The organism is Vibrio sp. RE88, from assembly GCF_013113835.1.
In the GTDB taxonomy this organism is placed as follows: Bacteria; Pseudomonadota; Gammaproteobacteria; order Enterobacterales; family Vibrionaceae; genus Vibrio.
The window spans coordinates 421,729-443,724 of record NZ_VTYQ01000003.1 but is presented as its reverse complement, the minus strand read 5'-3'; the positions used below and the strand labels follow the sequence as shown (position 1 = coordinate 443,724).

Annotated in this window: 17 protein-coding genes; 11 read left to right on the top strand and 6 right to left on the bottom strand. The window is 47.4% G+C overall.

Features of this window, described 5'->3' with window-relative positions:
• The first annotated feature begins 156 nt into the window (after window positions 1-156).
• From F0265_RS08090 to F0265_RS08070, 5 genes are read left to right on the top strand one after another with little or no spacing between them, the layout of a single operon-like run.
• Window positions 157-1,290: an efflux RND transporter periplasmic adaptor subunit gene (locus F0265_RS08090; protein WP_171748491.1), complete on the top strand. Its 1,134-nt coding sequence runs from the start codon at window positions 157-159 to the stop codon at window positions 1,288-1,290.
• The gene (locus tag F0265_RS08085) at window positions 1,283-2,554 is read left to right on the top strand and encodes a TolC family protein (protein ID WP_038512616.1); all 1,272 of its coding nucleotides are present in this window, start codon (window positions 1,283-1,285) and stop codon (window positions 2,552-2,554) included. Before F0265_RS08090 ends, F0265_RS08085 begins: the two co-directional genes overlap by 8 nt.
• Window positions 2,551-3,765: an ABC transporter permease gene (locus F0265_RS08080; protein WP_038512613.1), complete on the top strand. Its 1,215-nt coding sequence runs from the start codon at window positions 2,551-2,553 to the stop codon at window positions 3,763-3,765. Before F0265_RS08085 ends, F0265_RS08080 begins: the two co-directional genes overlap by 4 nt.
• Window positions 3,766-3,768: 3 nt before the next feature.
• On the top strand, window positions 3,769-5,052 hold the full coding sequence (locus F0265_RS08075) for an ABC transporter permease (protein ID WP_171748490.1): 1,284 nt from the start codon (window positions 3,769-3,771) through the stop codon (window positions 5,050-5,052).
• Between the two features lie 25 nt (window positions 5,053-5,077).
• Window positions 5,078-5,782 (top strand): ABC transporter ATP-binding protein, encoded by a 705-nt coding sequence (locus tag F0265_RS08070; RefSeq protein WP_038512607.1) that lies wholly within the window; start codon window positions 5,078-5,080, stop codon window positions 5,780-5,782.
• Window positions 5,783-5,809: 27 nt separating this feature from the next.
• Here F0265_RS08070 and F0265_RS08065 read toward each other — a convergent pair whose 3' ends face one another.
• Complete coding sequence (locus F0265_RS08065; protein ID WP_006959142.1) at window positions 5,810-6,043, bottom strand: hypothetical protein; 234 nt, start codon at window positions 6,041-6,043, stop codon at window positions 5,810-5,812.
• Between the two features lie 10 nt (window positions 6,044-6,053).
• Entirely contained in the window at window positions 6,054-8,096 is a 2,043-nt protein-coding gene (locus tag F0265_RS08060) for an NHL repeat-containing protein (protein WP_171748489.1), read from the bottom strand.
• Between the two features lie 264 nt (window positions 8,097-8,360).
• Between F0265_RS08060 and F0265_RS08055 the strand changes: the two genes are divergently transcribed.
• Together F0265_RS08055 and F0265_RS08050 are read left to right on the top strand one after the other, a co-directional pair.
• Window positions 8,361-9,740: a nodulation protein NfeD gene (locus tag F0265_RS08055; RefSeq protein WP_171748488.1), complete on the top strand. Its 1,380-nt coding sequence runs from the start codon at window positions 8,361-8,363 to the stop codon at window positions 9,738-9,740.
• 9 nt (window positions 9,741-9,749) lie between these two features.
• The gene (locus F0265_RS08050) at window positions 9,750-10,520 is read left to right on the top strand and encodes a slipin family protein (RefSeq protein ID WP_171748487.1); all 771 of its coding nucleotides are present in this window, start codon (window positions 9,750-9,752) and stop codon (window positions 10,518-10,520) included.
• Window positions 10,521-10,563: 43 nt separating this feature from the next.
• Here F0265_RS08050 and F0265_RS08045 read toward each other — a convergent pair whose 3' ends face one another.
• The 4 genes from F0265_RS08045 to F0265_RS08030 form a co-directional block, all read right to left on the bottom strand.
• A complete protein-coding gene (locus F0265_RS08045; protein ID WP_171748486.1) occupies window positions 10,564-11,007 on the bottom strand; it encodes a hypothetical protein in 444 nt (147 codons plus the stop codon).
• Window positions 11,000-11,683, bottom strand: coding sequence for a winged helix-turn-helix domain-containing protein (locus F0265_RS08040; RefSeq protein ID WP_019276685.1), 684 nt, complete (start codon window positions 11,681-11,683; stop codon window positions 11,000-11,002). The genes F0265_RS08045 and F0265_RS08040 overlap by 8 nt, the downstream gene beginning before the upstream one ends.
• A 110-nt stretch (window positions 11,684-11,793) precedes the next feature.
• Window positions 11,794-12,459 (bottom strand): hypothetical protein, encoded by a 666-nt coding sequence (locus tag F0265_RS08035; protein ID WP_019276684.1) that lies wholly within the window; start codon window positions 12,457-12,459, stop codon window positions 11,794-11,796.
• A 487-nt stretch (window positions 12,460-12,946) separates the two neighbouring features.
• Window positions 12,947-14,128 carry a lytic polysaccharide monooxygenase gene (locus F0265_RS08030; RefSeq protein WP_171748485.1) on the bottom strand — a complete coding sequence of 394 codons (1,182 nt, stop codon included), beginning with the start codon at window positions 14,126-14,128 and terminating at the stop codon, window positions 12,947-12,949.
• A 437-nt stretch (window positions 14,129-14,565) separates the two neighbouring features.
• Here F0265_RS08030 and F0265_RS08025 point away from each other — a divergent pair, with 437 nt between their 5' ends.
• The 4 genes from F0265_RS08025 (at window position 14,566) to F0265_RS08010 (ending at window position 21,984) form a co-directional block, all read left to right on the top strand.
• The gene (locus tag F0265_RS08025) at window positions 14,566-16,449 is read left to right on the top strand and encodes a methyl-accepting chemotaxis protein (RefSeq protein WP_171748484.1); all 1,884 of its coding nucleotides are present in this window, start codon (window positions 14,566-14,568) and stop codon (window positions 16,447-16,449) included.
• A 178-nt stretch (window positions 16,450-16,627) separates the two neighbouring features.
• Window positions 16,628-18,070, top strand: coding sequence for a serine protease (locus F0265_RS08020; RefSeq protein ID WP_171748483.1), 1,443 nt, complete (start codon window positions 16,628-16,630; stop codon window positions 18,068-18,070).
• Between the two features lie 163 nt (window positions 18,071-18,233).
• Entirely contained in the window at window positions 18,234-19,757 is a 1,524-nt protein-coding gene (locus tag F0265_RS08015) for a M28 family metallopeptidase (protein WP_171748482.1), read from the top strand.
• Between the two features lie 331 nt (window positions 19,758-20,088).
• The gene (locus F0265_RS08010; RefSeq protein WP_171748481.1) at window positions 20,089-21,984 is read left to right on the top strand and encodes a methyl-accepting chemotaxis protein; all 1,896 of its coding nucleotides are present in this window, start codon (window positions 20,089-20,091) and stop codon (window positions 21,982-21,984) included.
• The last annotated feature ends 12 nt before the right edge of the window (window positions 21,985-21,996 follow it).

Genomic DNA, 21,996 nt, shown 5'->3' with positions numbered 1-21,996 from the left:
GTGTATTACTTAGGCCGTTTTTTATTGTCAGAACGGGCCTACAAACTCATACAATCTGTGACTGTATTTCACACACCAGCACACGGTATGATTTTCGGAACTTAATAATATCAAGGTAGTCAGATGGCTACATATAAGAATCATTGGAAGTAAAGCATGGCTAAACGTTGGCTCTTGTCTGCTGCGAGCATCGCGCTGCTCGGTGGTGGCGCATATTTTTATCTGCAATCCTCTGCTCAGCCAGAGGCGTTTCCTACTTTGGCAGTGGAGAAAGGCACCATTGAGAAGGAAGCGGTAGCGGTGGGCAAAATTGTCCCGGCGCATTCAGTCTCCATTAAATCTCAGATCGACGGTATTGTCGGGGAGATTTACGCACAGGTCGGAGAAAACGTAAAGCAGGGTCAGCCGCTGATCAAAGTTCGTCCCAACCCGACACCACAAGCGTTAACCGATGCTTCAACAGAACTGATGAGCAGTGAAGCCACATTGGAATCGGCTAAGCAAAAGCTAGCGAACTTAGAGAGCCTGGTTAAGCAAGACATTATTCCGAGCAACTACGATGATTACGTTAGCGCGCGATCGGAAGTCAAATCAGCACAAGCCGCAGTGCTGCAAAAACGTCAAAACCTTGAGTTGATTCAAAGCGGTGAGGCATCCATCGGTGATGCTCGTCTGACTTCGACCATTTATGCGCCGATTGATGGCACGGTGTTGAACCGAAAAGTGGAAGTGGGCGAACCGATCATTTCGACCGAGTCGAGTCAGGCTGCGACAGAAATGATGTCTCTTGCAGACATGAACAGTCTGATTTTCAAAGGTAGCGTGAGTGAGCACGACGCTGCGCAATTAACACCGGGAATGCCAGTTCTGCTTACGGTAGCGCCTTACCCTGATGTACAGATCGAAGGGGTCTTAACTAAGGTGGCGATTCAATCGGAGAATCTCAATTCACCTGAAGATACATCGACAGCAAAGAGCTTCGATAATGGCTTTGAAGTGGAAGTTGGTGAACTGAAAATCCCACAAGACGTTACATTGCGTTCAGGGTTCTCTTCCACGGCACAAATCACGCTCAAGAAATCGGAAAATGTACTGACTTTGCCTGAGCGTGCACTGCAGTTTGAAGGGGATACGCCAAATGTGCTGATCCCAGATAGTTCAGAGCAGGGTTTCCATAAGCAGAAGGTCAAGCTTGGTCTATCAGACGGAATCAACGTCGAAGTATTAGAAGGCGTTGAGCTCGGTGAAGACATTATCGATAACAGTATGATGGGAGCCGCCCATGGCTAAACATCATCTCTCATACTTTGGATGTGCATTGCTAGCTGCAACCTTGAGTTTCCCCAGCTATGCCATTTCGATTGAACAAGCTTGGAAGCAAGCGAAACAGAGTGATCCCGATTACGAAAAAGCCAAGATTGGCGTCCAGATCGGTGAAACAGGTGTTGCTTCCAGCCGCAGCTCGTTGTTGCCATCTTTAAGTGCGACTGCATCAGCAAACTGGAATGAAGACAGTGACAACACCAATACCTACGGTGCAACGTTATCCCAAACAATATGGGACAGTAGTCTTTGGTCAGACTTAGATGAAGCACAAGCAAACTATCTGCGAACGGAGCTGGAGCTATCTCAGGCTCACAATGAATTAGCCCAGAAGCTATTGGCGACCTATCTTGATGTCGCTAGTGCACAAGGTGACCTTCTACTGGCAAAAAATAAGCTGGAAGAAGGTAATAAGCTGCTGAAGATTATCGAAAAACGTTACCAGGCCGGTAAGGTCAAATCGATTGACGTTGAAGAAATTCGAGCCACTCTGGTGACCGATAAAGCGGGGATCCTCAGCGCACAGGCTAAGCTAGAAGAGAAAAGAGCCGAGCTGGGGGCGCTCATCAACCAGATGCCTGAGCATGTTGACCAAATTCGAACCGACAACCTGATTCAGCCTCCGATGTTGGTTGAGTCCCAAGAACAATGGCTTAAGTTGGCGAAAGACAGTAGCCCAGAGCTGTTAGTCGCCGCGCAAAAGGTCAAAGCCAGCGAGTTCGCACGCCAATCAGCCAAAGGCGGCTACTACCCAACGGTAAAGGGTAATCTTGGCTACAGCGACGATGACAAATATTCTAACGGAGAGTTTAATGCCGGGCTCACCTTGAGTGTGCCGATTGACCTCAACGGTGCGACGCGCGCTAAGGTGGACGAAGCGTCTCTGAATATATTGAGTGCTAAGCAGGACCTGCGCAGGGTTGAAATTGATATTCAGAAACGCATTGTCCAGCAGTTTACTCAGGTCGACATCAATTGGAATCAGGTTCTGATGGCCAATGAGGTGGTTGAATCCCGTGCTAAGGTTTTGAGCAGTAAGGAGAAACTCTACGATGCTGGACTTCTCGAAGCATCGGAAGTCATTGATGCTCATAACAATCTGTTTGATGCGAAGAACAGTTTGCAAAACAACCTCTACAACTACTGGCGTCAACGAGTTGGTTTGCTGCAAACGGCTGGTAAGCTCGACGACAATACGATGGCTCTCATTTCTCAGGCCTTTCATTCATGAGCAGCCTGCTTCAGCAAACCTGGCAAACGCTGATTGCGCATCGGATGAAGAGCATTCTGGCGATCATTGCGATCGCTTGGGGCGTCATCTCTGTGGTGGTGCTGATTGCACTCGGCGAAGGTTTCTACCGTCATCAAAGTCAGTCTTTTTCATTTATGGTGAACAACGTGCAGGTGGTTTTCCCGGCTCAAACCAGTAAGCCTTGGCAAGGGCTACCATCACGTCGTGAAATCCGTATTCCACAAGATAAAGTCGAGATGATTAAGCAATCAGGCTTTGTGAAGGAAGTCGCTTCTGTCTATGCCAAATGGGATGCCAGTGTCACGAATATCAAAGGGCAAAATTTAGCCCGCGCCGTGAGTGGGATTGACCCAGCTTACTTTACTCTTTCGGAGCGTAAGCTTCAGACGGGCTCTCGCAATATTTCACCGAGTGATATTGCAAGCCACACTCGTGTGGCTGTGCTGGGCGATCAGATTGCCAAAATGGGAGGTATCGGAATTGGAGAGGAGGTCAAAGTTAATGGCATTCCTTTCTTGGTTATTGGTGTACTCAGCGACGAAGACGCCGGCATCTCTTTTGGTGACAGTCGCAGAGTTTTCATCCCGCAAACCACCTATCGCGATCTATGGAACGATAAACCGTGGATGCTGTTGATGAAACCGACAGATGGTATGGACTCTGCCTTGTTCCGAGAGAGTATTGTTCGCTTTTACGCTAAGCAGCTTCACTTTGACCCAAGTGATAAGGATGCGGTGCGTTTGCCTGACTTTAGTGAGGGGGCGGCTGTGATCAGCGGCATTCTTCGCGGGATCCAAATATTTCTTGGAGCCAGCGGTGCGATGACAATGGCGGTGGGGGCACTTGGCGTGGCGAATATCATGTTCCTTTCGGTCACCGAGCGAACCCGAGAAATCGGTGTGCGATTGGCGATAGGGGCAACTCAGGGATCAATACTCGGCCAGTTTATTGTTGAAGGGTTGATACTGGTTGCGGTTGGCACTGCCATAGGGTTAATGATCTCGTTTGCGCTGGTGGCACTACTGGGCACTGTAGCGTTACCAGAGTGGATTGGTTCGCCGGTGATTACACCCGATTCGATTGCGTTGTCATTACTGGTCACTGTGGTATTAGCGTTAATGGCGTCTTACTTCCCTGCAAGACGAGCATCGCGACTGACGCCGGTGTTAGCACTGAGTGCGAGGGCTTAAACAATGTTGCTACCAATGAGACAGATTTTTCAGGAAATGGCAGCAGAGAAGCTCAGATTAGGGCTGACAATATTGGCGGTTGCTTGGGCGACCTTGTGTATTGCTGCCATGTTAGCGGTGGGAGAAGGCATTCGCCAAGGGGTGCTGAAAACCGCGCAAAATGGTAATGGCAATTTGATATACCTGACCGGTGGGATGGCAACCGTAGATTATGGTGTGTTCCATCAGGGTAAGCCACTGACGCTCAAAGCCGATGATGCCGATGTCGTCAGCGCGTTGCCGGAAGTTAAAGCTGTAGCGCCGACGGCACTATGGGATGAAGACATCACGGTCGGTGATCGCGGTACTTGGCGACAGCCCTTGGCCGTCACCACTGATTTTCAAACCATGACTAATCTCGCTCCGCTTTCAGGTGGGCGTTGGTTTAATCCGCTTGATCAAAAAGAGCAACGTAAAGTCGTTGTGCTCGGCTATCTATTGGCTGCTGACTTGTTTAACCCCGAAGATGATTTTAACTGGTTTGCAACCGTGACACTGAAAGTCAATCCGGTTGGGGAAAAGGTTAAAATTGGCAGTGAAGAATTTACGGTAGTGGGTGTACTGAAAAAGAACAGTGCTGATATCGAGCAGGGAGATCCCATTAATTATTCCAGCTTTGTTCCGCTTTCCACGTGGCAGCGTTTTCATCCCAATGGTGACATTGGTGGTATCAATGTTCAGCCGAAAAATGGTGTCGATAGAGTTAAGGTAGCGGAAACGATTCGTCAGGTGATTGCTCGTAAGCATGGCGCTAGTGTTACGGATCAGCAGATTGTTCAAGTAGAAGACATGTTCTTAAAGCAGAAAAGCATGCAGCAGTTTCTAGTTGGTTTGCAGAGCTTTCTTGGCATCATAGGTTTTGTAACACTCGCGGTAGCGGGAGTTGGCATCGCCAATGTCATGTACGCGACGGTGAAACGTTCAACCCGAGATATTGGTGTGCGAATGGCTGTGGGCGCGACGCCAACGGCAATTCGGCTCCACTATTTAGTTCAGTCACTCATGACGATGGTGATGGGCGGAGCTCTCGGGCTTGCAGTCACTTACGCATTGGTATCGGCGATTGGTTCTGTCAGTCTCGAAGGCAATGTTTTTTATGAACGCTTGGGCAAACCTGTCCCAGAGCTTTCTTGGGTTGTGGTGGCAATTGTGATTGCGACTCTGGTTGTCATCGGCGTGGCATCAGCGTGGTTGCCAGCGAATCGCGCCGCTAAGGTGACACCTATGGAGGCGTTACAAAGTGAATGATGTGGTCAAAAAATCAGGAGTCACTATGTCAGATAATGCATTGGTTCAACTGACGAATCTTTGTAAGTATTACTCAAGCGGTGAAGTGGAAGTTCGTGCATTGGATGGCGTAGAACTGACGATTGAGCAGGGCGAGTTTCTCTCTATTCTCGGCCCTTCAGGCTCGGGTAAATCCACTCTGATGAATATGCTCGGTTGCCTAGATAAACCAACCGATGGTGACTATTTGCTTGATGGGCAGAACGTGGCAGCCCTGAGTGCTAATGAATTAGCGGGAATACGAAACCAGAAAATCGGGTTTGTTTTTCAGAGCTTCAACCTGCTTGAATACGCAACGGCGCTTGATAATGTCGCGCTGCCTTTAGTGTATTCAGGTATCAAAGCTAAAGAGCGTCGCCAGCGCGCGGCCAAATTGCTTGAGCAGGTTGGGCTGGGTGATCGTCTCGATCATAAGCCGAATCAGCTATCCGGTGGTCAAAAACAACGTGTGGCGATTGCACGAGCACTGGTTAACGATCCGCAGATTATTCTGGCAGATGAGCCGACCGGTGCTCTGGATTCCAAGTCCGGTGCTGAAATCGAAGCTTTATTTAATCAGTTACATGCGCAAGGACGAACCTTGATTATCGTTACGCATGACAATGCGCTGGCTGAACGTACCAAACGCATTATTACGATTAAAGATGGCAAGGTCATATCAGACAGACTTCCCGTCTCAGAGGTCGCATAAAAAAGCGAGCCATTCGGCTCGCTTTTCTTAATTTTCATGTGGTGGAGACAAGGTGTGATTAATGGCATGAGCCTGATGAGCACTGTGCCACTCCTCAAGCTTTTTACGGGTTTCTTTTGACGATGGCTGATTGAGGCAGTGTTCAGTGACGCACTGGTACTGCTGAATCAGTTTGTCACTGGCCTCCACCGATTGTTCAGAAATGTCGGTTGTCGCTTGCTTCAAACGTTTGGTCTTCGCTTTGTCGAATACTGATGTCATGGCGTTCTCCTTAGCTGATTTTATACACGTTGACGCGATTCAAAGCGCAGTCAGGTAGGTAAAGGGTTTGATTGTGCGCATGGAGAAGGTAGGGCATCCATAGTTCGCCTTTACTTGGATCAGCGCCAAATCCACTAAAACTATCGATAAACTGGCCTTGTTGATCGAAGATTTTAATCGCGCGGTTGACCAAATCCGATACAAACAATTTGCCCTCATCAAAATCGATACTGGTCGGCAACAAGAAGTTGTCGTTATCTGTGCCGTAACCTTGTTGGCCAAAACTGCCTACGTATTTGTCATGGCGGTCATAAATGACCACTCGGTTGTTGTTCTGATCCGTAATGTATTTTTGCTCGTCTGGCGTGATAGTGATGTCGGTTGGAGTAAAGAAATCTTGGTCACCGTGGCCCTTTTGACCAAAGGTACTGACTAGGCCAGCAATCCCCTGAGCGTTTAATCGCCAGCGGCAGATGCGATTATTGCCGGAGTCAGCGACGTATATATCTCGGCTGATCGGATCTACCGCGATTCCCTGAGGTTTAAACAGTTGCCAGTCGGCGTGGCCTAAACCACCAAAGTAACTGAAAGGCACTAATTCGCCGATGAATTCGTCGTATTGGTAAATGGTAATAATGCCGCTGATGTAGTTGCTCACAACTAGCAACGGGAGGTCAGGGTTAAGCTGACCAATTAACGGCGTGGTAGGCGTAAGCGAGCAGATACCCAAAGAGCCAGGAAGAAGCGGTAAGCTACCCGGTCTTGCTGCATCTGGTTGGCTGCGCTCAGTAGCCTGAAGCTGATAGTTACCTGCATCCACTAACCAAAGCAACTGGTTTGGGTCATCGAATTTGTCGCCAAGGAAGATGCGCACCCAGGTTTGCTGCCATCTTTGCGTCCATTCAAGCTGCGTGCTCAATGTCATCGATACCCAGGATGGCGCATCGAGTTGATGTATTGAGTTGAGCCATTTGTCTTGCTGCTGGAAGTGTTGGTCCCACCATTCGCTGACCAAAGGGTACTGGCTGGTGTATTCACCTTGAGCGGTTGGTGAGGTATCACCGGCAACCGAAGTCACGAAGTGAAGCTGGCCTTTTCGATCCCGCTCGTCGCCTAACTTGTCGATTACTAAAGTCGTTGTTGGTAGCTCTGGTGATAAATCGGACCAATCAACTTTATGAATTTGTAGTGAAGCGAGAATGGGCTCAGTGATCAGTAACACATCCTGATGCAACTTAGTGACCTGAATCGGTGAGAAGAATCCACTTAGGCTGCCAGAAAACTGGCCGTCAATGTCGTAAACCGATACGGAGTACTGCTTCGCGCCGGGGATGAGTATGCGGTCATCAATGACTGACACATCGCGAGCAAGGTCGATGCCATCTAGGTATGTTTTTCCGTTGGCAAACGGGACTGGGTTGCCATTCCAGTCACAGCGAACCACAGTGGCGAACCCAGTATTTGCTACATACAAGTGGCCATTGTTATCGCAGCTCAGACCCTGTGGCCACAGGAAATGCACCGGTTCTTGTGCGTTAACGACATCAATATCTCTTAGCCAGTTTCCATTTTCATCGAACACGACCAAACGGCTTTCGTTGTCGGGCCCTTCGTAAAACTCGTCAGCGACACACAGTTTCCCTTCATAAAACGCTAGTCCATTAGGCCCTTCGAGGTTAACGGGATCACCCGCACCGAAGCGGTGAATGGATCGAATGTTTAGCGCTTGGTTGTATTCAAGGATATGGATGCGTTTGTTGGCAATGTCACTGACATAAATCCACGGTTTTTCTGGGTGAGGAAGAAGGCGAAAAGGCATATTAAATTGTTGGCCGCCACTTCCTACTGAACCAAAACTGGCGAGTAACTTGTTCATTTTTCTATCAAACACCAACAAACGATTGTGTGCGGTGTCTGCTAGCCAGATGCGGCCGAAGCGATCGATGCAATTACCGACTGGCGTATTAAGAGAAACATTTCCTGCTGCGCGGCAGGGGAGGTTGGGCAAGTGGGTGACCTGCTTGCCAATATAGGTGTGATACGCGATTCCCATGGTTCTAGCCTTTTGACATTATTTGTATGTAATCAAATACATAACTTTAGCAGTCAAAAATGACAGTTCCACGTTGCCACTTGTATAAACGAACGCTCGGTTATCTGGAATGACGTTTTTGCAGGTAAGGTAAAATTATATTTCACGTGTTGCATATTCATTGCTGAATAAGTTGCTTTGTGACGCATGATTATGAACCTTCACACTGGGTATCTATAATTTAAGGCGTGACCACCAAAGACTTGTTAACAACAGGAGGGTGGTATGAAATGGATATCGATTTTTATCATCAGCTGGTTACTGGCGATGTCATCGGCTGTGGCCAATGAAGTGTGGATTATTCCGCTCAAGGGAGCGATTGGCCCTGCGACCAGTGATTATGTGTCTCGCGAGATAGAACAAGCGCATCAGACGGGCACGGTCAAGCTGATCCTACTCAAAATGGACACCCCCGGTGGGCTGGACAGTGCGATGCGAGACATGATTCGCTCGATCACTACATCACACATTCCAGTCGCCACTTGGGTTGGCCCTTCAGGCGCAAGAGCCGCCAGTGCTGGCACTTACATCTTATTTGCCAGTCATATCGCAGCGATGGCTGAAGCGACCAACCTTGGGGCCGCCACTCCTGTCAGTCTGGGAGGCGGTGCACCGCCGTCTCCCACACCTGCCAACGAAGACGACTCAACTCAGGGAAGCGATGAGTCTGCACCGCAAAACTCAGAAAAAGTGCCTGCTAAAACGGCGATGGAAAAGAAAGTCATCAACGACGCCAAAGCCTATATTAAAGGCTTAGCGAGGCTACATGGTCGCAATGCAGAGTGGGCAGAAAAAGCTGTCAGTGAAGCCGCAAGCTTGGATGCGACGGAAGCGCTTGAATTGAACGTGATCGACTTTATTGCCTCTTCACCTGAGCAGCTGGTAGAAAAAGCCAATGGTCGTGAGGTGATGATAAACAGCGTTGCTACAGAGCTGGTGCTAAAAAATGTGGCTTGGGTCGAGCGAAAACCCGATTGGCGAGCGGAGATGCTTGCGGTGATTACCAACCCCAATGTTGCCTATATTCTGATGTTGATTGGTATCTATGGCTTACTGCTGGAGTTTTATAACCCAGGAGTTGGCCTGCCCGGTGTGTTGGGCGGCATCTGTTTATTACTGGCGATGTACGCGTTGCAAATGTTGCCCGTGAATTATGTTGGCTTAGCGTTGTTATTGCTCGGCATCGCGTTGATGGTTGTGGAAGCATTTAACCCTAGCTTTGGTATTTTTGGCTTGGGCGGCATTACCGCATTTGTGCTCGGGTCGATCTTTCTTCTTGATAGTGGTCTGCCCGGTTTCCAGGTTGCGGTGCCTTTGATTCTCGGTATTGCGCTGTTTTCCGCGGCATTCATCATTCTTACGGTTGGTCTGTTACTTAAAGTGCGTCGTAAGCAGGTCACAACAGGGGTGGAAAATTATTCGGGTAAAACGGCGGTGGTGTGTGAAGACTTTGCCGAAGGTGTTGGCACGGTCAGAATGGATGGCGCGCTGTGGCATGCAAAAGCGACAAATGAAGAAATACTAAGGCAGGGTGACAAAGTTGAAGTCACCCAAATTCAAGGGTTAAAGCTGACAGTGAGAGCGCAACAAAGCGCGAAAAACTAGGAGGCGGTTATGTGGATGTATACAGGTGGAGTGATTGCGCTGCTGTTGATTGCAGTGGCGACTCAAATGTTCAAGGTGCTGCGTGAATATGAGCGTGGCGTGGTGTTCTTTCTTGGCCGTTTTCAAGAAGTCAAAGGGCCGGGGCTGATCATCCTGATTCCGTTTATACAACAAATGGTACGGGTTGATCTTCGAACAGTGGTATTAGATGTGCCGACTCAGGATTTGATCACACGTGATAATGTCTCGGTACGCGTCAACGCCGTGGTTTATTTTCGCGTGATAGATCCACAAATGGCGATCAACAATATTGAAAGCTATAGCGATGCGACCAGCCAGCTCTCCCAAACAACGCTGCGTTCTGTGTTAGGTCAACATGAATTGGACGAACTGCTGTCAGAGCGAGAGCAACTGAACAAAGATCTGCAGGCGATACTTGATCAGCAAACGGATGACTGGGGGATTAAAATCGCCACTGTTGAAGTTAAGCATGTGGACCTCAATGACAGTATGGTGCGAGCTCTGGCTCGGCAAGCGGAAGCAGAACGTAATCGGCGCGCGAAGATTATCCATGCAACAGGTGAATTAGAGGCATCAAACAAGCTCAGAGAAGCGGCTGAGATACTTAATCAAGCGCCAAATGCGCTGCAACTTCGATATATGCAGACCTTAACGGAGATCTCGACCGACAAAACCTCGACCATTATTTTCCCAATGCCGATTAACTTGGTTGAAACCATGGCTGAGTTTGCCAAATCGCAGCAGAAAAATAATAAGTAGAGACGGTAGCTCTACTCATGGCTGAAAATGGGTTGAGCGCCTTTTAACGATAGGTCCCGGTGAAGACGCTGTTTAGGTAAATGACGGAGCCGTCTCTCATTTTAAATGAGCCTCTTCTATCACTGATCAGAAATGCCTGATTATCAGAGATCTTATTAATAAACAGCTTACGGACGGCCAGTTCGCGAGCTTTAACATCGTCTGAGTCATCGGTTGTGAATAATATGTAGTGTGGACCGAAGCGCAGAAAGACACCGTGCATATCATAAGAAATGACTCGACGGGATTTTATCGCACGCGAAACAAAGTGAGCCTTAATCTGGCCGTGTTTCAGGGTCACTTTCAGCTTTTCGTTGGAGATTCCCGGGTGGGTGGTTGTCAGGCTGTATCTGTCAGCGGTCAACAGCGCTGAGACGATTCCCCAAGCCAGAAATAGGGTGATGGCGAGTAAGGCGCCTCTAAAGAAAAAAGAGATCGATTTATTCATCGTCGCATTGCCCTAATTGGTTGTTCAGCTCAACAAACTCATCGTCGCTGTATGTGAGTACTTGATAACAGTGCATCGCGCCACCTTTGGGGAAGATGATATGGAAATCTGCCTGCTCCGGCATTTCAGACAGCTTGGTCTCATCAAGGGCAAAGCCATCGTAGTAGGTTATAACACCATTGATTTTGGTGGTTTCGACAATTTCCGTATAGAGGAACAGCGCATAAAGTGTGCTGATGAAGCCCAAGCTGAAAATTACCCATTCCCATGGCAAGGGTTCGGACAGTGAGGAGACTCGATCAACCTCGTTGTCAGTTGAAACGGGGCCTTCTGGCTTGACTTGGTCTTGGCTAGGCCATGATTCCCCCCGCAGAGAGTAACCTTTACCAAGGTCTGTGACGATGGGGCTTTCACTGTTTAATTGTTCAAAGGCTTGGCGTAAGTTCTTAATGGCGACATTGAGTGAACTCTGGGTGACGATTCTACCTGGCCAGCATTCGCTGAGGAGTGTTTCTCTAGAGACAGTTTCACCAGGTGTCTGAGCGAGAAACTGGAGCAATAGGCTTTCAGAATTAGAAAGGCGAACGGTCTGCTCACTATCCGTGCGTTTAAGAAGTCGCTGGTCAATCAGCAGTTCAAAATCTAAAAAAGTAAGTATTTGTGAGTTCTCATCCATGGATAACAATTACAGAGTTTGGCCGCTTTAATAATTCTATCGGAGGCTAATTATTTGGTAAAGGAAACGGGTCAGCCTACCATTTTGTCATGGTAGGCCAGAGACGCTAATCAGAAGGAATAGCGAATACCCACTTGTCCGGATACTTCGGTAATCACTGTGTTATTGATTTCGTGGGCTCTGTGCATTGCATTGATATCCAAAGCCACGTTTTCAGTAATTGAAAAAGCGTTATTAAGGCGGATTTCATACATTGACTCATCATAGCTGGCAACGCGAAATGCAGGCTCAATATGCCAGAAATCGAACGCATCAATTCTGGTTCCTACTTCTACACTAGCGCCTGACATTTGGTAGCTGAGTTTAGTATTCGCTGCCACGTTAGAGGCTTCCGCACTAATATCAAGTACTGAGTAACCTACGGTTCCATAAACAGACCATGCTGGATTGATAGTGAAAAAGTACCCTAATGCGTACAAATCTTGATCGAGAGTTAATTCACCGTTCAGGATAGCGTTCGAGTATGAGTAACTAGTTCGATCTTTTCGCGCTTCTACAAAAGCATTGTCGTAGAAGTTAAAGCTTCCTCGAAGGTAAAAGCCATCAGCATCAATATCGGATTTAGCGCTGAATGAGCCATAGTAAAGCGTGCTACTGTAGTTGGATTTCTGGTAACCCGCTTCGACGAAATTGTAATTGTTACTGAGCCCTTCAGCTAGCGCGGCGTTGCAGGCTAAAACGGTGATAGCAGCTGCTAAATATAATGTTTTCTTCATGTTTGCTCTCGTTGTCTAACAAATAGAGCGCGGAGTTTATGAAATGGGGATCGGATAGGTGAAGAGCAGGTAGCGGTAATTCATCTTAATTATTGATGTTATTTATACATGTCTAGCGCGTTTTGCCTTTGTCTGTTTTAGTTAATATTAAAAGAGAATTTATAGTGATAATTCTCTTTTATAAAAAAATATAAAACTATAGTTATCATCTTGTTGCAGAGAATTTTGATTGTATTTAGCCGATTTTTTGGAAGTGATAAACGTGGTGAATGGCAGACGCAGAATGTGCGTTTAACAACAAGTTCAACAGTAAAATACCACTATTGGTCTACGGTATTGATAAATAGCAATGTTGATTTGGGAACTCTGTCTTTCTATGAGCCTGATTTAATAGTTGGCATGTATTTGAGGGTTGGAAGTGCGAAAAATCCCCAAGAGAAGCTTGAGGATTTTTCATCATACAGTGGTGATTTGGGTAGCAATAAGGCTAGCGCCATACTCCCCAATCGCCGGTTGTGCCCGGCTCTTCGCCACGTGTCCACCATTGCGCTGTCCATGAACGGCCGTTATGAGTAACCACATCACCTTGCTCATAAATGCTGTCGGCAGACCACGCATTATCCGGTTGCGTTGGTGGTGGTGTGTCACCTTTCACCAGTGACAGTTGATAGCTGAAGTCTGTGGTTGGGGCATGAACTTGATTGGCGTAGATGTTCGAAGAGTCATACATATAGTGGTTCATTTCGGCATGCCAGATGCCAATAAACCAAGCCCCCGCGGTCAGGCTATTAAATTGCCCAGCCAGTTCCGCAGACCAAATTTCTTCACTAGTATTGTTAGCAGTGATCGCCAATGAGATATCGTGTTGCTCGCTGCCGTTCTGATCAAAGGTACGGAAACGAACGGTATCTCCAGACTCCACTGGCCCAAATCCTTGTGGGACATAGTAACCAAGTACAGAGAGGTTATTGCCCGGGTCGGTTGGATCCGTCGGGTCGGTAGGTGTGCTGCCATCCCCATTGAAGGTTATGTCACTACAGTTATAAAAACCTTCACCGGCTGGGTCTTCGCGTTGCCAGCGGGTATAGAGAACCGCTTCGCCTGTTCTGTCAGCAGGTAGGGTTACCTTGATACGGTATTTTTTATCCGAACCAACCGCGACGTTACCCGCAGTATCCACCAGATCTAAATCTGACCAAGTTAGAGGCTGGCTGCTATCGTATTCCGGTTTGCTCAAGTAAAACTGCCAGTAAGACGGGTTGTGTGGAGCAGTGGCATTAAATACCAGGTCGAACTGGTTGTTGGCATCTAATGACAGTGCCGTTTTCTGCCAATGTGGAGAAGCAACATCTAGTCCCGCTTTTGCACTGTCGCCAGCGCTACACAGTGTGCCATCTCGGACAATGGCATGTACGTGGGCCATGTCTCGGTAGTTAGCCACATTGGCTGCCACTTCATTACGTTGCACAAAAGGGTAGGCACCGGACTGATCAAAGGCCGCCTGACAAGCAGCATTCGGAATCTGGTCATCCCAGAATCCACCATCTAAATAGCAAGTATTCTGACGAGCGCTTGGGTATTCGACCCAGCCATGAGCATTGACATTGATTGACGTGAGGGCCGTTAGGCCAGCTAGGGTAGCAAAACTGACATTCAAATAAGATTTCATAATCTTTCCTTATAATGGTTATTGATCATCTGAAAGCACTGATGGCGTGCAGACAGCGATCTCAACCTAGCAAGAATTTTATAAAATATTCATTTAAGTGATTAATAAATCGTCGTTTTGATGTCAATTTGCCACATTGTCCGCATGGAAAAGTAATGTGTTGTTGGCTGTCGATTTTCCTTTCGAGTCACTTCAAATAAATTTGTTCAGCAATATTTGTTCAGATTCATACCTAAGCATTAAGTTGAGAGTTGGCAATAAAAATAGTGGATATGATTGATTTATTTTAAAGTGTGAAATAAATCCGTGATAACCATACAAAGAATCGCTCTTGAAGTAGGGTGCACAAAGCGGGTGAGTTATCTTTGCAATTGTGTAGGCAAGCAACTACAGCTTAGTACTGCATGACGATAAAAATGATCAAACAAGGTTGTCCTATGTTTAAAAACTTGTCTTTAAAGAACAAACTGGCGTTGTCAGCCAGTGTCGCCATCATCGTTGGCGGTTTGCTGGTGGAGTTGCTCTCTTTTCGGGCGTCACTACAGCGTTTGGATATTGAGGTGACTCAGCGGCTGGAGAGCTCAACGGCTTCTTACAATCAATACGTATCAGACTGGATTGAGTCGAAGGAGCGGGCGCTGACGTCAATCGTACCGGACGCCGATATGAGTTCGATTGTCAGAAACCTCAAACAGGTGAAGAATTCCGCAGGTTTAGACAATGTATTCCTCGCTTACCCTGACGGTTCTCAGGATAACGCCAATGGTGTCGTTCTGCCACCGGGTAATGATGATCCGCGTAAGTGGGGTTGGTACATCAATGCGATGAAGAACCCGTCAAAAGTCTTCATGGACAACCCAACGGTAGCGGCGGCGACTGGTGCAAATGTGGTCTCTTTGGGTAGCGTGGTCAGCCTAGGTGGTGAAAACGTTGTGTTGGGTGCGGATGTTGAAATTACCGATATTATCTCAGGGCTGGATAAAGTAATTCTTCCCGGTGAAGGCTACATGTTTATTGCCAATCAGCAAGGCAATGTATTTACTCACAAAGACACCAAATTGCTTAACCAATCTGTACAACAGCTTGGCTTAGACTTCAGTGATATCCAGCAGGCGATGAGCTCGGGCAGTGATATTTATACGGACGTTAATGGCGAGTTAAGCGTCGTTTACGCAGCGCCGATTCAAGGGACGCCACTGATTACAGTCACCGTGCTTAATCGTGAGTCGCTAGTCGCCCCTTTATACAGTGCAGTCTGGGGACAAATCGCAGTGACTATTTTGGTGGTCATTGTCTGTACTTTCTTGTTTAACATGTTGTGTGGCATCTTGTTCCGCCCGCTAACCAATGTATCAAACGCACTGGAACAAATAGCGCACGGTAGCGGTGACCTTACTCAGAGACTGGAAGTAGACAGCAACGATGAAGTGGGTCAGCTCGCCAATAACTTCAATACCTTTGTTGGCAGTATGCATCAGCTTATCGCTCACATCCGCGAACAATCTCAGCAGTTGTCTCAGCAATCGGAAGTCAGTAATCAACGTGCAAATCGAAATGTCGATGAGATAAACCATCAGCAGCAGGAAATCACTATGGTGGCGACTGCTGTCACAGAGATGGCATCCGCAACCGCTGAAATCGCTTCCCATGCGGAGCAAACCGCCCACTCCGCGCAAGGCTCAGCGAAGAATACGGAAAATGGTCGTGCCGTCGTTTTGGAAAACAAAAATTCAATCAACCGCTTGGCTGATGAACTGCAACAGGCAAGTAACGTCGTTGGTGAGTTAAACCGTCACTCACAGGATATTTCAACCGTTCTCGCGACCATTCAGGGCATTGCTGAGCAAACCAACTTGCTGGCACTGAATGCCGCAATTGAAGCTGCGCGTGCAGGTGAACAAGGACGAGGCTTTGCGGTTGTGGCTGATGAAGTTCGAGTGCTGTCTCAGCGTACTCATGATTCAACAGAAGAGATCAAAGCAACGATCGATACGTTGCAAGCTACCACAGGTAATGCTGTTAAATTGATGGAAAACAGTTCCGCTCTGGCCACTCACTCCGTGGAAGATGCGGATAAAGCAAGTGTGGCACTAGAAGAAATCAATACTGCCGTTCAAACCATTAGCGACATGGCGACACAAATCGCGACTGCGGCTGAAGAGCAAACCCATGTAACGAATGAGATCACGCAGAATATTACCTCGATCAAAGATGTCGCTGATCAGTTAGTTCATAGCGCTCAGGAAAGCTCACAGGAAGCGGGCACAGTGAAAGGACTGTCTGGCGAATTAATGGCCAAGGTATCGACATTTAAGCTCTGATATTTCAATAAGTTTCATCTAGACAAAGGCACTCTTCGAGTGCCTTTTTATTCATCGCTACAAAACCCTGTGTTCAAATTTCTTTACTCAAAACCAATATGCAATAAATTGCTTATTGGTTTTTTCTGCATATGTTTGTTTTTGGGACAACACAAATAAACAAAAAAAGGAAAGACCAATGAAGACAAATCTATGCAACGTTGGGTTGGCTATTGCATGTTTTATCACTCCAGTCGCGATGGCAGATACAGCGTTGCCTGTCATTGCTGATGAAGTGAAATTCACTATGTTAGATGCGGAACTGACCGGTATTTCGGGTCAACATCTGAGTCAGGTAGTGAAACATCAAGGGGCTGCATTCATTAAGTTGCACTTCAAACAACTCTCACTGCCGAAAGGGGCAATTTTACGTGTTAAATCCACGACTACGGATGAGGTGGTTGAGTACACTGACAGTCAGCTAGATTGGTTTGCGCAATCTATCTCAGGCGATGCACTTGTTATCGAACTGATAGCGAATGCCAAAGGCCAGCAAGGGCAGTTTGAGCTCGATTATTACATGGCAGGTAAAGATACGGCGGATCAGGAGATGTCGACGCTTTCCACCTGTGGGGTAAATGAGCGAAAAGATGTGGCGTGTTGGGAAGATTCACATCCAGAGAAAGTCGCGTGGACAACGCCAGTCGCGCGATTGCTGATCAATGGTCGCAGTCTATGTACCGCATGGCGCGTAGGCCCAGACAACCGCATGTTTACCAACAACCACTGTGTTGAGAGTGAAACCGAGCTGAAAAACACCGAAGTCTGGTTTAACTACCAACGCTCAACGTGTAACGGGTCAATGTCGACGACCGTCAAAGTGATGGGCGACCAAATGCTCAGCACAGACTATGAGCTGGACTATACGCTGTTTACCGTTGATGACTTCGCCAAAATCGCCTCGTTTGGTTACCTAGGTTTGGATGCTTCCGAGCCGACTTATGGTGACGGTATCTATATTCCGCAACACGGTTCAGGTAACCCGAAAGAGCTCGCCATTGAAAGCGATCAAAATGGCTCTGGGCTTTGCCAAATTGATGTTGCTTCGGCCAATGGTCGTGGAGTGAACACCGATACAGGTTACTTCTGCGACACCATTGGTGGTTCGTCAGGTTCGCCAGTGCTCAAAACCAGCAGCAACAAAGCGATTGCGCTGCATCACTTTGGTGGCTGTGAAAACCAAGGGGTGAAAATCAGCAAAATCTGGCCGAAAGTAGCCAGCCATTTTAACAACACTCTGCCCGATGGCATGGTTGAACAACCAGGAAGTGATATCACTGAGCTGAGCCTAGATACGCCGTTGTCTGGTCTTGCGCTAGCGAAAGGTGAGCAGAAAATGTATGTCCTTCGCGCAGATAAGCGCACCTCTGACGTCACAGTGTCTATCGCATCTGGTTCCGGCGATGCTGATCTCTATGTTCGCTCAGGACTTCAACCAACCAAAAGTGCCTATGATTGCAGACCATATCGCTCTGGTAATACCGAGTCGTGTAATGCAGTGAATGCGAGTGAAGATCTCTACATCATGCTCAATGCATACAGCAATTTTTCAGGCGTAACTTTGTCTGTGACGGCAAAATAGTCTGAGTCAAGCTTGGGGCACTTCGGTGCCCCTATCAACCATTTTCTGTATTGATAGAAAAGTGACAACTTATTATTACGTCCTGATGTAAAACGAATAATTCTCAAAATGTAAATAAATATCCTAAGTTTTGGTGATTTTATAAAACTCCATGGAGGAGATAATGAACTACACTAAAACGCTTTTGGCTATGGCACTTTCCACGGCTTTCATGCATGCACACGCAGAAGATAAAGTATGGATATCAATCGGTGCTGATGCATCTAAAACCGTGGCGAAATCAGGGGCGCAGGCAGTGTTGCCCAATTCACTGGCTAGCAGTGGTAATGTTTGGGTCGGGCAGGTCGATGAAACTGAACTGGCGGAATTGTCTCACAACATGCATGAAGAGCATCATCGTTGTGGTGGCTATATGGTTCACCCTTCCGCTCAGAGTGCAATGGCTGCGAGCGCGATGCCACTGGCCCTCAATACTTTTTCAATCCCTGATATTTCCCAGCAAACAACCGTTAACGCTTGGTTACCGCAAGTGAATTCGGCGCAGATCACTGGCACAATCACGTCGCTGACGAGCTTCAACAACCGTTTTTACACCACGACTTCTGGTGCTCAGGCGTCAGATTGGATCGCTAACGAATGGCGTTCTTTGGTTTCAGGATTGTCTAACGCCAGTGTTGAGCAGTTTTCTCACTCAGGTTACAACCAAAAATCTGTGATTTTGACGATTCAGGGTTCAGAAAGCCCCGATGAATGGGTTGTGATTGGTGGTCACCTGGATTCCACTATTGGTTCTCGAACGGATGAACACACGATTGCCCCCGGTGCTGACGATGACGCGTCGGGTATCGCAAGTGTGACGGAGATAATTCGTGTTCTGGCTGAGAACAATTTCAAGCCTAAACGCTCGATGGCCTTTATGGCTTACGCAGCCGAAGAAGTAGGGCTGCGTGGCTCGCAGGATATTGCCAATTCCTACAAATCTCAGGGTAAAAACGTCGTGTCTGCCCTTCAGTTGGATATGACGAACTATCAAGGCTCTGCACAAGATATTGTCTTCATCACTGATTACACTGACAGCAGCCTGACTCAATTCTTAGCCAACCTGCTTGACGAGTATTTACCATCGTTGAGTTATGGCTATGATCGTTGTGGCTATGCATGTTCAGACCACGCTTCTTGGCACAACGCAGGGTATTCTGCTGCGATGCCTTTTGAGTCTAAGTTCAATGACTACAACCCTAAGATTCACACCTCTCAGGACACTTTAGAGAATTCGGATCCCACCGGTGCTCATGCAACCAAGTTTACTAAGCTTGGCTTAGCCTACGCGGTTGAAATGGGCAACGCTTCTGGCGGCACTACGCCTCCTCCTCCTGCTGATAATGTGCTTCAGGATGGTGTGCCAGTGACTGGCTTATCGGGCGCGACTGGCAGCGAAGTCGCGTACAGTTTTGAACTGACTTCTTCGAAAACACTCGACATTAAGACCTCCGGTGGCTCAGGGGATGTGGATCTCTACGTCAAATTTGGTTCTGAGGCCAGTAAGCAAAACTGGGACTGCCGACCATACCGTTATGGAAACAGCGAAACCTGTACTTTCAGTAATGCCACACTGGGTACTTACCATGTGATGTTAAATGGGTACTCTACGTTTAATGGTGTCACGCTCGAAGCATCGACGCGCTAAGAGCAAATTGTTGATGGCTCTTTATTGAGCCATCTCACCAATCTTTCATATTGTTTAACTAGCTGAATTAAAGAGTAAAAGACTGTAGCCTTCCCCGATTTTCTCGTCGCTCCATCTTTTTTAAAGATAATAAATTCATATAATAATGGTTGCATATATTTGTGATATCAAGCTAAGGTAATTATGTTGGCTGGGTGTATAGACGGTTTGATGATGAGCACAAGCTCACGAATTGCCGAGAATTTGGCAACCAATATATACAAATTAAAATACAGACCGGAATTCATCCTTACGTTCTTTTTATCGCTCGTTCATGTAGTGAGGAGGCGTAATGAATATAGGTTTTAAAACGCGTATCTATCTTGGTGTAGGTTTGCTGGTGACGATCTCTTTGATCGTTCTTGGCACGCTTAACATCCTATCTATGAAAGAAAAAATGGTCACTTCGTTAGTGAATGAAACGAAAAACAAACTGAGTTTTCATGTGACCGAACTTGAACAGCTGATGCAATTTCGCATTAACGCTATTGCCTCCGGCGCGGAGCAATTTGACTCAGGCTTGTCTGATAAAGATAACCAGAACTTGGTCGAGCTACTTGCCAAAAGCACCGGGATTTCCAATGTCATCATGACCTACGAAGATGGACGAAATTATATGTCTGTCGAAAGTAGCAACCAGTTCGACTTTAGAACCCGCGATTGGTACAAAGCGGCCAAAGTGGCTTCTGGCGTGACTTTAACGGACATCTATCAAGACAAAGTTACCGGAGAAAAAGTGGTTAGCGCCACCATGCCAGTTAAGCAAGGCGGCCAAGTCGTTGGTGTATTGCTTGGTGATATCCAGTTAGGTGAAATCATCAGTACGGTCAGCAACATGCGCTTTGCTGGTGGGGCGGCAACACTCACGGATCAGAACGCGGTATTTTTTGCCAGTGACGATCCTAACGATATTGGCCGAACACCTTCTCAGGTGAGCTCGAACTTCATTGAGATGGAACGGATGTTTAGTACTCAGCAAAATGGTCACCTGACGTTTCCTTACCTTGGTATTCAGTTTGATGGCTATTTTCAGCGAGTGAATCTCACTGACAATATGTACTGGACTCTGATGGTGTTCGTTGATCAGGCCACGGCATTGGCTCACGTTGATAAAGCCGAGCAAGAATCGATCGTTACCGGTTTTTTACTCTTCCTTGTCAGCTTTGGCGCTATTTTTGTCATTCTTCACTATGCCTACAAACCTTTGCTTGGCTTAAAGTCAGCTGTGTTGGATCTGTCTCAGGGTAATGGTGATTTAACTCAGCGTCTTGAAGTGAACAGCAATGACGATCTCGGGCAGATCAGTCAGGGGTTCAATCAGTTTGTAGAAAGCCTTCAGCAGATGATGCTGCAAATTTCAAATGCCAGTCAAAGTATCTCTTCCAGTCTGGTTCAGCTAGGTCAGACCGCTAAGGAAAACGAATCTAAGCTGCTTACGCACTCCAGTGAAACGGAACAAGTCGTCACAGCGATTACTGAAATGAGCGAAAGTGCGCGAACGGTGGCCGAGAGTGTTCATCAGTCCAATCGAATTACTGAGGCGGCCAGTGTTGAGGCTCAGTCCTCACTGGATATTGTGAATAACGCGGTATCGACGGTAAGCGCTCTGGTCACGGAAGTGGATGATATGGCAGGCCGGATCGTAAGCATGAAGCAGGATGCGAATCGCATCAGTGAAGTGTTGACGGTAATTGGTGAGATCTCAGAGCAGACCAACTTACTGGCACTGAATGCGGCAATAGAAGCTGCGCGTGCCGGTGAACAAGGCCGAGGCTTTGCTGTGGTTGCAGATGAGGTGAGGGCGCTGGCTGCTAGAACGCAAAACAGCACAACCGAAATCTCTGACATGCTCAGTCAGCTACTCGATGGCACCGAGAGCGTGGTTCGCGCCATGGAAGCGACCAAAGATCAATGTCAGTCCACTGCTGAGAAAACATCAGAAGTGTCTGAGAGCCTTGGCATGATGACGGTTTCAGTCAAAGAGATTGATGATGTCAGCACGCAGATCTCAGCGGCAACCGAAGAGCAGAGTACGGTAGCTGAAGAGCTAAGTCGCAATATGCTCTCCATCAGAGAGATCGTTGAATCACTAGTGAGCAGCGGTCAGCAAACCGTCTCAGCGACCGAGTCTCTGAGTGAATCCAACCATGAACTAGAAAGGTTAGTCGCCAACTTTAAATTACGATGACACTTTTAAGCC